The organism is Enterobacter cloacae complex sp. I2, assembly GCF_014896205.1.
Lineage (GTDB): Bacteria > Pseudomonadota > Gammaproteobacteria > Enterobacterales > Enterobacteriaceae > Enterobacter > Enterobacter quasihormaechei.
On sequence record NZ_JADBRA010000005.1, the window covers coordinates 17,136 to 30,954 of the forward strand.

14 protein-coding genes are annotated in these 13,819 nt (G+C 60.3%); 6 read left to right on the forward strand and 8 right to left on the reverse strand.

The window, feature by feature from the left end:
* Positions 1–9 precede the first annotated feature (9 nt).
* The 3 genes from IM300_RS05435 to IM300_RS05445 all read left to right on the forward strand — a co-directional run bounded on the left by IM300_RS05435 (position 10) and on the right by IM300_RS05445 (position 3,648).
* Positions 10–561, forward strand: coding sequence for an NAD(P)H nitroreductase (locus IM300_RS05435; protein WP_193035618.1), 552 nt, complete (start codon positions 10–12; stop codon positions 559–561).
* A gap of 116 nt (positions 562–677) precedes the next feature.
* Entirely contained in the window at positions 678–1,721 is a 1,044-nt protein-coding gene (gene selD / locus IM300_RS05440) for a selenide, water dikinase SelD (protein WP_063866437.1), read from the forward strand.
* A 4-nt stretch (positions 1,722–1,725) separates the two neighbouring features.
* Positions 1,726–3,648, forward strand: coding sequence for a DNA topoisomerase III (locus IM300_RS05445; RefSeq protein ID WP_193035620.1), 1,923 nt, complete (start codon positions 1,726–1,728; stop codon positions 3,646–3,648).
* Between the two features lie 116 nt (positions 3,649–3,764).
* Here the strand turns inward: IM300_RS05445 and gdhA are convergent, their stop codons facing one another.
* Positions 3,765–5,108, reverse strand: a complete 1,344-nt coding sequence (gdhA, locus tag IM300_RS05450; RefSeq protein WP_131636835.1) for an NADP-specific glutamate dehydrogenase — start codon at positions 5,106–5,108, stop codon at positions 3,765–3,767.
* Between the two features lie 225 nt (positions 5,109–5,333).
* Between gdhA and IM300_RS05455 the strand changes: the two genes are divergently transcribed.
* Entirely contained in the window at positions 5,334–5,606 is a 273-nt protein-coding gene (locus tag IM300_RS05455) for a YnjH family protein (RefSeq protein ID WP_193035622.1), read from the forward strand.
* Here IM300_RS05455 and IM300_RS05460 read toward each other — a convergent pair.
* Complete coding sequence (locus IM300_RS05460) at positions 5,566–5,982, reverse strand: pyrimidine (deoxy)nucleoside triphosphate diphosphatase (RefSeq protein WP_305047248.1); 417 nt, start codon at positions 5,980–5,982, stop codon at positions 5,566–5,568. The genes IM300_RS05455 and IM300_RS05460 overlap by 41 nt on opposite strands.
* Before the next feature lie 75 nt (positions 5,983–6,057).
* Between IM300_RS05460 and IM300_RS05465 the strand changes: the two genes are divergently transcribed.
* Together IM300_RS05465 and IM300_RS05470 are read left to right on the forward strand one after the other, a co-directional pair.
* A complete protein-coding gene (locus IM300_RS05465) occupies positions 6,058–6,630 on the forward strand; it encodes a carboxymuconolactone decarboxylase family protein (protein ID WP_063866442.1) in 573 nt (190 codons plus the stop codon).
* A complete protein-coding gene (locus IM300_RS05470; RefSeq protein WP_063866443.1) occupies positions 6,620–7,237 on the forward strand; it encodes a CDP-alcohol phosphatidyltransferase family protein in 618 nt (205 codons plus the stop codon). Before IM300_RS05465 ends, IM300_RS05470 begins: the two co-directional genes overlap by 11 nt.
* Here IM300_RS05470 and IM300_RS05475 read toward each other — a convergent pair.
* The 6 genes from IM300_RS05475 to xthA form a co-directional block, all read right to left on the reverse strand.
* Positions 7,234–8,541, reverse strand: coding sequence for a rhodanese-like domain-containing protein (locus IM300_RS05475; RefSeq protein WP_107535672.1), 1,308 nt, complete (start codon positions 8,539–8,541; stop codon positions 7,234–7,236). The two genes, IM300_RS05470 and IM300_RS05475, sit on opposite strands and share 4 nt — an antisense overlap.
* Before the next feature lie 73 nt (positions 8,542–8,614).
* Positions 8,615–9,235: an ATP-binding cassette domain-containing protein gene (locus IM300_RS05480; protein WP_063866444.1), complete on the reverse strand. Its 621-nt coding sequence runs from the start codon at positions 9,233–9,235 to the stop codon at positions 8,615–8,617.
* The gene (locus IM300_RS05485; RefSeq protein ID WP_193035624.1) at positions 9,235–10,764 is read right to left on the reverse strand and encodes an ABC transporter permease subunit; all 1,530 of its coding nucleotides are present in this window, start codon (positions 10,762–10,764) and stop codon (positions 9,235–9,237) included. The genes IM300_RS05480 and IM300_RS05485 overlap by 1 nt, the downstream gene beginning before the upstream one ends.
* Positions 10,737–11,897 carry an ABC transporter substrate-binding protein gene (locus IM300_RS05490; protein ID WP_193035784.1) on the reverse strand — a complete coding sequence of 387 codons (1,161 nt, stop codon included), beginning with the start codon at positions 11,895–11,897 and terminating at the stop codon, positions 10,737–10,739. The genes IM300_RS05485 and IM300_RS05490 overlap by 28 nt, the downstream gene beginning before the upstream one ends.
* Before the next feature lie 15 nt (positions 11,898–11,912).
* A complete protein-coding gene (locus IM300_RS05495) occupies positions 11,913–12,596 on the reverse strand; it encodes a TVP38/TMEM64 family protein (protein ID WP_193035626.1) in 684 nt (227 codons plus the stop codon).
* Positions 12,597–12,602: 6 nt separating this feature from the next.
* Positions 12,603–13,409, reverse strand: coding sequence for an exodeoxyribonuclease III (gene xthA / locus IM300_RS05500; protein WP_193035628.1), 807 nt, complete (start codon positions 13,407–13,409; stop codon positions 12,603–12,605).
* Between the last annotated feature and the right edge of the window lie 410 nt (positions 13,410–13,819).

Genomic DNA, 13,819 nt, shown 5'->3' on the forward strand with positions numbered 1-13,819 from the left:
AGTTAACCAATGGACGCACTTGAACTGCTTGTTAACCGTCGTAGCGCTTCCCGCCTGGCCGAACCGGCACCCGTCGGCGAGCAGCTGGAAAACATTCTGCGTGCCGGAATGCGTGCGCCGGACCACGGCACATTGCAGCCGTGGCACTTCTTTATTATTGAAGGCGAAGGGCGTGACCGCTTCAGCCAGCTGCTGGAGCAGGGGGCTATTGCCGCAGGCCAGGATGAGAAGGGGATTGATAAAGCCCGCACCGCGCCGTTCCGCGCCCCGATGATTATTGCCGTCGTGGCAAAATGCCAGCCTGACCATAAGGTGCCGGTCTGGGAGCAGGAGATGTCCGCCGGTTGCGCGGTAATGGCAATGCAGATGGCCGCCCTCGCTCAGGGCTTTAACGGCATCTGGCGTACCGGCCCGCTGACCGGGAGCGCCCCCGTGCGGGAAGGCTTCTCCTGCGGTGAACACGACAAGATTGTCGGCTTCCTCTACCTCGGCACTCCTCAGCTTAAAGCCTCCAGCACCATTAGCGTGCCGGACACCACGCCTTTCGTCAGCCGTTTTTAACCACACGCGCTAAACTGTCTGGATTCTGAGCATCCGCCGCAGAATTCAGACAGTCATACTTACCTCTTTATGGAATGAGCGCTACCATAGCGCGATTGAGATGACAGGAGACGTCCATGAGCGAGCAAACCATTCGTTTAACGCAGTACAGCCACGGAGCCGGTTGCGGTTGTAAAATTTCCCCGAAAGTGCTGGAGACCATTCTGCACAGTGAACAGGCGAAGTTTGTCGACCCGAACCTGCTTGTCGGTAACGAAACGCGTGACGATGCGGCGGTTTATGACTTAGGTAACGGCACCAGCATTATCAGCACCACTGATTTCTTTATGCCGATCGTCGACAACCCGTTCGACTTCGGGCGCATTGCGGCCACCAACGCCATCAGCGATATCTTTGCGATGGGCGGCAAGCCGATTATGGCGATCGCCATTCTGGGCTGGCCCGTCAACACCCTTGCGCCAGAGATTGCCCGTGACGTGATCGAAGGCGGGCGCTTCGCCTGCCAGCAGGCGGGAATTGCGCTGGCTGGCGGCCACTCCATTGATGCGCCGGAGCCGATCTTCGGCCTGGCCGTCACCGGCGTGGTGCCGACCGAACGCGTGAAGCGCAACAGCACCGCGCAGGCGGGCTGCAAGCTGTTCCTCACCAAGCCGCTGGGCATTGGCGTACTGACGACCGCAGAGAAAAAATCGCTGCTTAAGCCTGAACACGTCGGGCTTGCGACGGAGGTCATGTGCCAGATGAACCTCGCGGGTGCGGCTTTCGCCAGTATTGATGGCGTGAAGGCAATGACCGACGTGACCGGTTTTGGTCTGCTGGGGCACCTCTCAGAAGTGTGTCAGGGGGCGGGCGTGCAGGCGCAGGTCTGGTATCAGGACGTGCCGAAGCTGCCGGGCGTGGAAGAGTACATTGCTCAGGGCGCCGTTCCGGGCGGGACGCAGCGCAACTTCGCCAGCTACGGCCATTTGATGGGCGAAATGCCGGAAGCGTGGCGCAATCTGCTGTGCGATCCGCAAACCTCCGGCGGCCTGCTGCTGGCGGTGACGCCGGAAGCGGAAGCTGACGTTCAGGCGACGGCCGCCGAGTTTGGCATCACCCTGACGGCCATTGGCGAGCTGGTGACCGCCCGCGGTGGCCGCCCGATGATTGAGATCCGTTAATTCGATGCGGTTGTTTATTGCCGAAAAGCCGAGCCTGGCCCGTGCCATCGCCGACGTGCTGCCTAAGCCGCATCGCAAAGGCGACGGCTTTATCGAATGCGGTAACGGGCAGGTGGTCACCTGGTGTATCGGTCACCTGCTTGAACAGGCGCAGCCGGATGTCTACGACAGCCGCTATGCCCGCTGGAATCTCAACGATCTGCCGATCGTGCCGGAAAAGTGGCGTCTGCAACCTCGTCCGTCCGTCACTAAACAGCTTAACGTCATCAAGCGCTTCCTGCATGAGGCGACGGAGGTGGTGCATGCGGGTGACCCGGACAGGGAAGGGCAGTTGCTGGTAGACGAAGTGCTGGACTACCTGGAGCTGGCGCCGGAGAAGCGTCAGCAGGTGCAGCGCTGCCTGATCAACGACCTCAACCCGCAGGCGGTGGAGCGCGCGATTTCGCGCCTGCGCGCCAACAGCGAATTTATCCCCCTGTGCGTCTCCGCGCTGGCCCGTGCCCGCGCGGACTGGCTGTACGGGATCAACATGACCCGCGCCTACACCATCCTCGGACGCAATGCGGGCTATCAGGGCGTGCTCTCCGTGGGCCGCGTGCAAACCCCGGTACTGGGGCTGGTGGTGCGTCGTGACGAAGAGATCGAAAATTTCGTCGCCAAGGATTTCTTTGAAGTCAAAGCGCATATCGTCACGCCGAAAGACGAGCGCTTTACCGCCGTCTGGCAGCCGAGCGACGCCTGTGAGTCATATCAGGACGAAGAGGGGCGGCTGCTGCATCGTCCGCTGGCGGAGCACGTGGTCAACCGCATTACCGGCCAGCCCGCAATCGTCACCAGCTATAACGATAAACGGGAATCAGAGCCTGCACCGCTGCCGTTTTCCCTGTCGGCATTGCAGATTGAGGCCGCGAAAAAGTTTGGCCTGAGCGCGCAGAACGTGCTCGATATCTGCCAGAAGCTTTACGAGACCCACAAGCTGATCACCTATCCGCGTTCGGACAGCCGCTATCTGCCGGAAGAGCACTTCGCTGGCCGCCATTCGGTGATGAACGCCATTGGCGTCCATGCGCCGGATCTGCTGCCTCAGCCAGCGGTTAACCCGGATACCCATAACCGCTGCTGGGACGATAAAAAAGTCGATGCCCACCACGCGATTATCCCGACGGCGCGCGCCAGCAGCGTCAACCTTAGCGACAACGAAGCAAAGGTCTATAACCTGATCGCGCGTCAGTACCTGATGCAGTTCTGCCCGGACGCGGTGTTCCGCAAGTGCACGATCGAGCTGGAGATTGCCAAAGGCAAATTTATTGCGAAAGCGCGTTTCCTCGCGGAAGCGGGCTGGCGCACGCTGCTCGGCAACAAAGAGCGCGACGAGGAGAATGACGGCACGCCGCTGCCGGTGGTGGCGAAAGGTGACGAACTGCTGTGCGAGAAGGGCGAAGTGGTTGAACGTCAGACCCAGCCGCCGCGCCACTTCACCGACGCCACGCTGCTTTCGGCGATGACCGGGATCGCCCGTTTTGTGCAGGATAAAGATCTGAAGAAGATTCTCCGCGCTACCGACGGTCTGGGCACGGAGGCAACCCGAGCGGGGATCATCGAATTGTTGTTCAAGCGCGGTTTTCTGGAGAAAAAAGGGCGCTATATTCACTCAACGGAGCCGGGCCGGGCGCTCATCCACTCCCTGCCGGAGCTGGCCGCAAGGCCGGATATGACGGCGCACTGGGAGTCGGTGCTGACGCAAATCAGCGAAAAGCAGTGTCGTTACCAGGACTTTATGCAGCCGCTGGTGGGCACGCTTTATCAGCTGATTGACCAGGCGCGCAGCACGCCGGTGAAGCGCTTCAGAGGGATGGTTGCACCCGGCGCTGGTGCGAAGAAACCCTTCAAAAAGAAAAAAAGCGCGGCCAAAGATACAGCTGCTTAAACCGTAGGCCGGGTAAGGCGCAGCCGTCACCCGGCGAAAAGCGGCTCTGCGGCCCTGAAAAAAGCCCGGTGGCGCTGACGCGTACCGGGCCTACAGGGCGAGATCGCAGCGAAATGTTAAATCACACCCTGCCCGATCATCGCATCTGCCACCTTCACGAACCCGGCGATGTTGGCGCCGCGCACGTAGTTGGTCTGTGACGCCTCGCCGCCGTACTCCACGCAGGCATGGTGAATATCCAGCATAATGTGGTGCAGACGGGCATCCACTTTCTCTGCCTTCCAGCCCATTCTCGCGGCGTTTTGCGCCATTTCCAGGCCGGACGTTGCCACGCCGCCCGCGTTCGCCGCCTTGCCCGGAGCAAACAGCACGCCTGCTTCGAGGAACAGATCGGTCGCTTCAATGGTGGTGGGCATGTTTGCCCCTTCCGCTACCGCCTTCACGCCGTTGCTAATCAGCGTACGGGCGGCGTCCACGTCCAGCTCGTTTTGCGTTGCGCACGGCAGGGCGATATCCACCGGCACGCCCCACGGCTGCTTGCCTTCCAGGTAGGTCAGGTCAAACTCGCGGGCATAGTCCGCCACGCGCCCGTCGCGGCTGGCTTTGATTTCGCACAGGCGCGCCAGTTTTTCTGCCGTAAAGCCGGCTTCATCCACCACCGTACCGCTGGAGTCGGATGCGGTCACCACGCGCGCGCCAAACGCCATCGCTTTCTCGATAGCGTACTGCGCCACGTTGCCGGAGCCGGAGACCGCCACGCGCATCCCCTCGAAGCTCAGGCCGTGACGCTTAAGCATCGCTTCGGTGAAATAGACCAGACCGTAACCCGTCGCTTCGGGGCGAATCAGGCTGCCGCCAAACGACAGCCCTTTGCCGGTAAAGACGCAGGCGCTGTTGTTGGAGAGTTTTTTCATCATCCCGGCCATAAAGCCCACTTCACGTCCGCCCACGCCAATATCACCGGCAGGGACGTCGGTATCTGGCCCAAGGTGACGATAGAGCTCAGTGACCAGCGCCTGACAGAAGCGCATCACTTCGCCTTCGCTTTTGCCTTTTGGATCAAAATCACTCCCGCCTTTGCCGCCACCCATCGGCAGGGTAGTGAGCGCATTTTTGAAGGTCTGCTCGAAGCCGAGGAATTTCAGAATCGACAGGTTCACCGACGGATGGAAGCGCATCCCGCCCTTAAACGGCCCAATGGCGGAGTTAAACTGCACGCGCCACGCGCGGTTGACCTGCACCTGATTGCGATCGTCCACCCATGCCACGCGGAACTGGATCACGCGCTCCGGCTCCACCAGACGTTCAAGCAGCGCCATCTGGCGGTAGCGCGGGTTTTCTTCAAGGAAGGGCCACAGGGTGGTCATCACTTCACGAACAGCCTGGGCGAACTCGCTTTGGTGCGGGTCGCGCTGCTGAACGTGGGCAAGGAAGCTTTCCAGAGAGCGTGTCTGATCCATAGATATAAGAACCTCTTATAATAATTTATGCGCGTGGCGTAGATGTTATGTGTTGTTTTTTTGACTATACCACCCGCACCGCTTTGAGAGGCAAGCAGAAATTTAGGCCGAAAGGGAAATTAATGACGAGGCGCGCGTCATAACCAAAAGCGATGACGAGATAAATTAAAGATCCCGTCGCGATCTACCGTTATAGATATAAACGATGCAAAGGAAAGAAAGTCTATGAACCGTTACGCAATGGCCGCGTTGTGCTTGATGTTTTCCGCCGGGGCGCAGGCTGACCGCCTACGACCGGATGTTGAGGTGAACGTGCCGCCAGAGGTCTTTAGCGCCAGCGGCCAGCGCGCGCAGCCGTGCAGTCATTGCTGTATTTATCAGGATCAAAACTATTCAGAAGGGGCGGTGGTCAGGGCGGATGGCGTACTGTTGCAGTGTCAGCGCGATGAACGTACCCTCAGTACGAACCCGCTGGTCTGGCGTCGCGTAAAAGAATAAACGCTTCCAGCAGCGGAATATCCGCCGGCGCTAACTCATAGCTGAAAGCGTCTTCTGGCGTGCACCACACCAGCGCCGAGTGGTAGTGCGCCTTTAGCTCGCCGCTATATTCCGGCACGTGCCAGGCGTGGAGGTGGATCAGCCGCTGCGACACTTCCCGCCGGTGGCTTGCCACATACTGCGCGGGCACGGCCTCAATGCCGAGCTCTTCACGCAGTTCGCGGATCAGCGCTTGGGGCTGGGTCTCACCGGCTTCAACCTTGCCGCCCGCAAATTCCCACATTCCTGGCTGATCCGCATGGGCAGGGCGCTGTGCCAGTAAAATCTTGCCCTCTTTTTCAAGGATGGCCGCAACAACATCGAGTGTTTTCAGCATGTTCGTCAATAATTAATAGCGAAAAACGACATATTATCGTGCCCTTTCAAAGAGTCCAGTCATCAGGAGAAACAGGTGAAAGAGACATCCGCCTGGGTTGCCCCCATTGAATCCCTTCCCGTCAGCCTCAAGCCTATTGCCGCGATGCAGAAAAAACACTTCGGTGCGGTGCTTAACCCTACCCGCTGGTGGGGGCGCATGCCGCGTCTTTTCTGGCTGGTGGCGCTGTTTGTTGGCTATCTGGAGCGGCGCCGGGCGCGTTTGACGCCGGTGCTACGTTCGCTGCTGATGACGCGGGTTTCGCAGATCTGCCACTGCGCTTTTTGTATCGATGCTAACAGCCTGCGTCTGGCCGAGCGGAGCGGGGCGCTGGATAAAGTGCAGGCCGTCAGCGACTGGCACCATTCCACCCTGTTCAGCGAAGAGGAGCGCGCGGCGCTGGCCTTTGCGGAGGCGGTCACCGCCACGCCGCCTCGGGTGGATGAAAATATCAAAAGCCAGCTAAAGCGCCACTTTACGGAAGAGACCATCACCGAAATGACGGCCCTGATTGCTTTTCAGAACCTTTCCGCCCGCTTTAATGCCGCACTGGATATTCCGGCGCAGGGGCTGTGCGCCACGTTTAAAGGTAAACCGCATGCTGGATAAACATCTGCACCCCCGGCTGAAGCCCGGGCTGAATCAGCTTGCTGCCGCGCTGGATAAACCGTTTATCACGCCTGACGGGTTAACGCTCGCCGGGTTTGCCATCGGCGTGCTGGCGTTACCGTTTCTGGCGCTGGGCTGGTATCCGGCGGCGCTGGTCGCCATTGTGCTGAACCGGCTGCTGGACGGGCTGGACGGCGCGCTGGCGCGTCGCCGTGGCCTGACGGATGCGGGAGGGTTTCTTGATATCGCCCTCGACTTCCTGTTTTACGCCCTGGTGCCGTTTGGCTTCGCGCTGGCCGCACCGGCTGAAAATGCGATTGCCGCCGCCTGGCTGCTGTTCGCGTTTATCGGTACGGGCAGCAGCTTTCTGGCCTTTGCCGCGCTGGCGGGGAAACATGATATCGATAACCCCGGCTACGCGCACAAGTCGTTTTATTACCTCGGAGGGTTAACGGAAGGAACGGAGACCATCGCGCTGTTTGTGCTGTGCTGCCTGTTTCCCGCACACTTCACGCTGTTTGCCTGGGCGTTTGGCGCGTTGTGCTGGCTGACCACCACAACGCGCATCTGGAGCGGTTACGTGACGCTGAAGTCACTGCCCCGCTAGCGTGTACGCTCCGGGCCGCGCGCGCCGGTGGAGACCGGGTTCTGCGGATGACTGCTCCATTCGTACCACCCGCCGTCGTAGACGGCCACGTGCTTCCAGCCCATGGCGCGGGCGTACATGAAGGCTTCAGACGCGCGCCAGCCGGTGCCGCAGTAAAACGCGACGTGCTGCTCCGGCAGGATATTCCACGTCTTCCACATGGCGGCGATATCATCGGCGCTGCGCATGGTGCCGTCCGGATTGTGGAAATCTTCCATGTGGGTCGCGTCGCTGCCCGCATGGCCCCAGCGCGCGCCGGCAATGTCACCTTTTGGCTTGATATAGCTGTAGCCGCTGGTTTCACCGATAAACTCCGGCCAGGAACGAATGCTTACCAGGGATGCATCCTGACGGTGCAGCATTCCCCGGGCCTGTTCCATATCCACCATCAGCTGGGGTTGACCCGGTATCGGCGCGCCAAAATCAGGGGCTGGCTTCACGTTCTCAGGCGTTCCGCGCTCAACGGGCAGGCTGGCGTCTGACCATGCCTTCCAGCCGCCGTCCAGAATACGCACATCCTTCACGCCCGCGTAGAGCATGATCTGCGCCACGCGCGCGGCGGCATACACGTCGCGACCGTACAGAATGACGGTGGTATCGTGACGGATCCCGTGCTTCGCCAGCATCGCTTTCAGCTTCTCGTCAGAGACCTTATTCCACAGCGGCTCGCTTTCCACTTCGTTGGTGTCAATGTAGCCCGCGCCGGGAATGTGGCTCAGGAGATAAAGCTTCGGCGCACCCCAGCCAGCCTCAATCACCTGCCAGTCGCCCGCCGGCGCGGCGGTAACCGGTTTATCCTGCTGCAACCGGTGGATCCACTGCGGATAAACCAGCTGTTCGAAATGCGCCAGCCGTTGCAGCCGGTCAGCCTGTTGCAGGGCGTCGCTCAGGATGGAAACGCGGGTAAAGCCTGCTTTTTCCAGCCGCGTTTTGACGGTCTGGTTGTCGTCATCGTTGCCATAGAGCGCCACCGGCACGTCTGGCGTCAGCCGGTGCTGTTTTGCCCAGCCGCTGAGCTGTTCATCGCTCATTGCCCCAAGCCAGCGGGCAGAGAGATTAAGCGCGGCGGGCTCGTGCCCGGACGTTCCGCTCAGGGTCTGCGGCCAGCCGTTATAGAACGCACTGATACGCGTATCGATTACCGCGCCGTTCTTAGCCTGTAGCTGGGCCAGGGTGAGGGAGTGGGGCATATCAGCCGCCGTGGAGGAAAGTGAAGCGAGGCCGCAGATCAGGGCCAGCGCGGTCAGTTGAGAAACACGTTTCATCGAAAAACCTGACGTCATTAAAAGAGGATGGCATTGTCGTCGCTCCTGAGGCCAAAAACATTGCGTTAGCACATTATTGCCAGCGAGAAATCTCAATCACCTCCCCGCCGGGCGGAATATCTTCCTCATCGTGGGTGACCAGCACCACCGGGATCCTGCGCTGACGAGCGATCTCAAATACCCATGCGCGGAATGAGGCGCGCAGCGCTTTATCCAGACGACTGAACGGCTCGTCGAGCAGCAATGCCTGCGGCTGGGCGAGGAGGGCGCGCAACAGGCTCACCCGGGCGCGCTCGCCGCCGGAAAGGGTAGCCGGATCGCTGGCGTAGTGGTTTGCCAGCCCGGCAGTGTCCAGGGCCTGCTCGACCGCCTCGCGCCGGGCGCGCCCGGCAACGTGTGCCGGCAGCGCCAGCATCAGGTTTTGCCCCACGCTGAAGGCGTCAAACAGCAGGGCATCCTGAAAGAGAATGCCGATCCCGCGCGTTTCCACGGGAAGCAGATCGCAGCGACGATCGTTCAGCCACAGCTCGCCGTGCGCCTTAAAATCAGCGGATAACGCGCCCACCATCCAGGCGAAAAGGGTCGATTTCCCGCTCCCGGATGGCCCCATTAGCGTGACGATTTCGCCCGCCGGGACGCGGAAGTTAACCTCATGAAAGAGCGGCGAAATGGTGAGATTTTTCACGTTCAGCATCAACGTAATCCTTGTCTGTAACGGCCTACGAGGCGGGAGAGCAGCGCGGCAAGGGCAAAGACGCTGCTGGTCAACAGCAGCAGGCCCAGTGCCCGGTTAGCCAGGACGGGCACGCTGCCGCCGCTGCTGAGGGCGACGGCCTCCGTCGTCAGGGTGGTGAGACGGCCCGCCCCCAGCCAGAGGGTAGGCATGTACTGGGCCATGCTCACGGAAAAGCCGGCTGCAAAGGCCAGCAGCGCCGGGCGAACCATCAATGGGCATTTTACGCGCCAGAAAATTTTCGCCCGTCGCCAGCCCAGCGTTCTGGCGGTCAGGATCAGACGGGGATCGATCCTGCGCCAGGCCGGTTGCAGGACCAGAAGCATCCACGGGATGACCCAGAGCATATGGCTCCAGAGCACCGCAGCGTACTCGCCGTCAATGCCCAGCCACAGCGCAACGGCATACTGCCCGGACACGAGCGGCAGCGCCGGGAGGGCAAGGGGCAGCCAGATCCACACCGCGCCGCGCGGCGGCCCCCACTCAAGCCAGAGCAGGATGATTGCCAGCGCTATCAGGCTCGACAGCAGTCCCAGCGAAAGGCTGTCGCTGACGGGGCCGACGTCGTCCCGGCGTGCCAGCAACAGCAGGACAAGCGCGCAGAGCACGCCGCACAGCGGCAGTAGCGCGCCCAGCGTACGTGCGGGCAGCACGAAATGAGAAGGACGACGGATCCCGGAGGTGTCCGGCCCGGCGCGCCGCCATGCCGTCCAGAGACCGTAACCTGCGGCCGCCAGCGTGGCCAGCAGCAGGAGTAACACCAGACACAGCAGCGTTCCCTTGGTGTGCTGCTGCGCATCGCCCTGGGTGAGCCACTGCCAGGCCAGTACCGCCAGCGTCGGCGGGTTGCCCGGCCCGAGCACAATGGCCACATCCACCGCGGAAAGCGACCAGGCCAGCACCGCCAGCATCACGGCGCCCAGCGCCGGGGCGATGGCCGGAAGGATGAGCCAGCCGAGCGCCTGCATCCGCCCGTAGCCGAAGGTATGCAGCACGATTTTCTGCTGGGCGAGGCGCTTTTCAGGCAGCGCGGCGTAGATCGCCCACAGAACGAACGCACTCTCTTTGACCGCCAGCGTCAGGCCAAGCCCGATACCGTAGCGGTCCAGCTGCGGCGAGCAGAATGTACAGAGCCGGTAAAACTGACCGCCTTCGGCAAACAGCAGCAGCGCACTGGTGGCGAAGGCGACGTGCGGCACGGCTAACAGCCACGGCAGGCGAGCGCTCAGGCGTTGCCAGCCTTCACCGGGCCAGAGAAGCGCAAGGAGGCTCAGGGCGATAATCAGCGAACCCAGCGTCGCGATCAGCGCTGACACCAGCGTGGCGGCCAGCGCCTGCGGCAGCTGTGGGTCGGCGAACAGCGCCGCCCAGTTGGCGAAAGAGAACGCCGGAGCCAGCAGCATGCCGCTGGCGGGAAGCAGCGGCAGATAGATCACCGCCATAGCTACCCACACCAGCCCGCTTAGCGGGTTCCGTAGCGGCGAAGCCATTCCTGCTCCAGGGCGTTCACCCAGGCGGCGTGCGGTTCGGGAAGCACATCTGGGGTGTCCGAAGGGGTAAAGGCGCGAAGCTGTTTTGCCGCTGTCGCAGGCAGTTTTTCGCCGTCCAGCACGCTCGGGTCACCCCAGACGGCAGGATCGGCTTTGCGGATCTGCGCCTGGGGTGACAGCAGGAAATTCGCCACCACTTTTGCGCCCGCGCTCGCGCTCGCATTTGCCGGGATAGCGACAAAATGCACGTTACCAATCATGCCCCGGCTAAAGCCGAAGCTGTAGCTGTCGGCAGGCAGTTCACCGCTCGCCACCTTTTGCTGCGCGTGGGCCGGATTAAACGTCAGCGACAGGTTCAGGCTACCGCTGGCCAGCAGCGTATCCATGCGCGCAGGCGACGGAGGAAAATCGTTCCCTTCACGCCACAGCAGGGGATGCAGCGTATCAAGATAGCGCCACAGCGGCGCGGTAACCTGCACAAAGGTATTATCCGGCGCCTTTTTCAACGCCTCCGGATGGGCGGTCAACGCCAGTAGTAGCTGCTCAAGAAACGCGGTGCCGGTGAAATCAGGAGGGCGCGGATAGCTCACCTTACCGGGATGTTGCTGAGCGTAAACCAGCAGCGCGCGGGGATCTGCCGGCGGCGTCGGCATGCTCGATTTCCGGGCAATAAAGGTTAGCTGCGCGCCGCCCCAGGGGGATTCTGCGCCCTCGGTAGGAAGGGCAAAATCTTCCGTCACCGGCTTGCGGGTATCGACATAACGCCAGTTGGGCAGGGTTTGCGCCCAGCCGGTGAGCAGCAGGTTCGCCTCTTTCAGCGTGCGGAAGTTTTCACCGTTTACCCAGAGCAGATCCACCGACCCGTTACGGCTGCGTCCTGCGGCCTGTTCCGTCTGGATCCGCTTCACCGCGTCGGCGGCATCGGCCAGGTGAACGATCTTCAGGTTGATGGCGTAGTGCGTTTTCACTTCGCCGCTCACCCAGTTGAGGTAGCGGTTAACGGCCTCATCGCCGCCCCAGGCGTTAAACCAGACGGTCTGCCCGCTGGCCTGCTGTTGAATGGATTGCCAGCTCTGGGCTGCAAAGACGGGCGTTGCCAGCAGCAGACCCGTCAGAAACGCGCAAAAACGCACCCGGCGCATAATGCCTCACTTTTTAATCGAAGGGATGTATCGGGAAAACAGCCGGCGCGTAGCCAGCGGTAATAACCCCAGTAGTGTAAAGGCGAACAGCAATCCCGGCGACAGAATATCGTGCAGCGAGGTGAGTTTCCCCAGTTCGCGCCCGGCGTTCAGGTAGATGACGGTGGCAGGCAGCATGGCAAGCTGGCTCACCCACCAGTAGTGACGCACCTTAAGTCGGGTAAGGCCCATCAGCAGATTGACCAGAAAGAACGGAAACAACGGCATCAGGCGCAGGGCAAAAAGGTAGCGCGCGCCGTCGCGATCCATTCCCGCATCGATCGTGTTCATTTGTGCAGCAAAGCGCCGTTGCACCCAGTCCCGCAGCAGATAACGGCTGACGAGCATGGCAAGCGTGGCGCCGAACGTCGAGGCAAATGAGACCAAAAGCGTCGCCTCCCACAGGCTGAAAAGCGCCCCGCCGAGCAGCGTCAGAAGCGCGGCCCCGGGTATCGACAGCGCGGAGACCAGAACGTAAACCGCAAAATAGAGCAGCGCGCTCTGAAGGGGCGCCTGCTCCACACGATTGAGCAACGTTTGCTGGTGCATTTTTAACGCGTCGAGGGAGAGGACGCCCGGAGGAAGCAAAACAACGATCAAAACAAATGCGCCCAGAAGGGCGCACAGGAGAATGATTTTTTTACTGTTCACTGAGGTTTACAGCTTGAATGTTGCCCATACCGGCGCATGGTCGGACGGCTTTTCCATGCTGCGGATATCATAGTCGATACCGGTTTCAATGCAGCGCTCGGCCAGCGGGGCGCTTGCCAGCAGCAGATCGATTCGCAGGCCACGGTTGTCATCGAAGCCTTTCGAGCGGTAGTCAAACCACGAGAAGCGGTCCTGCGTCTGTGGGTTGGCATGACGGAAGGTATCCACCAGCCCCCAGCCAAGCAGGCGCTCCATCCACTCGCGCTCCTCCGGCAGGAAAGAGCATTTGCCGGTGCGCAGCCAGCGCTTGCGGTTCTCTTCGCCGATGCCGATATCCAGATCCGTCGGGCTGATGTTCATGTCGCCCATGATCAGCACCGGATTTTCTTTTTTGAGTTCGGTTGCCAGGTAGTTTTGCAGATCCTGATAAAACTTCGCTTTAGCCGGGAATTTGGTTTCATGATCGTGGCTTTCACCCTGCGGGAAATAGCCGTTGATGACGGTAACGTTGCCGATTGCGGAAGGGATTTCCGCCATGATGATGCGGCGTTGCGCCTCTTCATCGTCCCCCGGGAAGCCACGACGTACCGAGACCGGCGTATCTTTGGTCAGCAGCGCAACGCCGTAGTGGCCTTTCTGACCGTGGTAAAAGACGTTGTAGCCCAGCTTCGCTACGTCTTCGAGCGGGAACATATCGTCGTGAACTTTTGTCTCCTGCAAGCCGATCACATCTGGCTGATGTTGCTCAACAATTGCTTCAAGCTGGTGAGGGCGGGCACGCAGGCCGTTGATATTAAAAGAGACAAATTTCATAGTCGCTGCCAATGCAAGGTGAATAGTGCATGGATGGTAGCAGAATTTACGTCGTCTGTTATCCGCTTCGCCCAATTACTGCGACAGATAATGCCAACGGTGCAATTTTTGCACCATTTCGACGCGTGTTGCCCTCAAACAGGGCGTAAAGAACCGATAAATTTCGCGAGCGATCACAATTCCAGAATTATATTTGGTCTCTGCATACTCTTTCTTGTTTTCATGCGGCAAAGCGCCGCTTGCTGTAAAAATATTCACTATTTATGCAACAACAGTGAATAATTCCATATTGTAACTCGTTGATATTCTGTTAGCTCATCCCGTTTATGCATTTTTATCGCTGGCTGGCACGAACGCTGCAATCTACATTCACAGTGCAAACACTCAATTATTTAACATTTAAACAACCT

What these genes read in the sequence shown, in the direction of transcription:
- IM300_RS05435 (WP_193035618.1), top strand. Translation starts at nt 10, where the DNA reads ATGGACGCACTTGAACTGCTTGTTAACCGTCGTAGCGCTTCCCGCCTG.
- selD (WP_063866437.1), top strand. Translation starts at nt 678, where the DNA reads ATGAGCGAGCAAACCATTCGTTTAACGCAGTACAGCCACGGAGCCGGT.
- IM300_RS05445 (WP_193035620.1), top strand. Translation starts at nt 1,726, where the DNA reads ATGCGGTTGTTTATTGCCGAAAAGCCGAGCCTGGCCCGTGCCATCGCC.
- gdhA (WP_131636835.1), bottom strand. Translation starts at nt 5,108, where the DNA reads ATGGATCAGACACGCTCTCTGGAAAGCTTCCTTGCCCACGTTCAGCAG.
- IM300_RS05455 (WP_193035622.1), top strand. Translation starts at nt 5,334, where the DNA reads ATGAACCGTTACGCAATGGCCGCGTTGTGCTTGATGTTTTCCGCCGGG.
- IM300_RS05460 (WP_305047248.1), bottom strand. Translation starts at nt 5,982, where the DNA reads ATGCTGAAAACACTCGATGTTGTTGCGGCCATCCTTGAAAAAGAGGGC.
- IM300_RS05470 (WP_063866443.1), top strand. Translation starts at nt 6,620, where the DNA reads ATGCTGGATAAACATCTGCACCCCCGGCTGAAGCCCGGGCTGAATCAG.
- IM300_RS05475 (WP_107535672.1), bottom strand. Translation starts at nt 8,541, where the DNA reads ATGAAACGTGTTTCTCAACTGACCGCGCTGGCCCTGATCTGCGGCCTC.
- IM300_RS05480 (WP_063866444.1), bottom strand. Translation starts at nt 9,235, where the DNA reads ATGCTGAACGTGAAAAATCTCACCATTTCGCCGCTCTTTCATGAGGTT.
- IM300_RS05485 (WP_193035624.1), bottom strand. Translation starts at nt 10,764, where the DNA reads ATGGCTTCGCCGCTACGGAACCCGCTAAGCGGGCTGGTGTGGGTAGCT.
- xthA (WP_193035628.1), bottom strand. Translation starts at nt 13,409, where the DNA reads ATGAAATTTGTCTCTTTTAATATCAACGGCCTGCGTGCCCGCCCTCAC.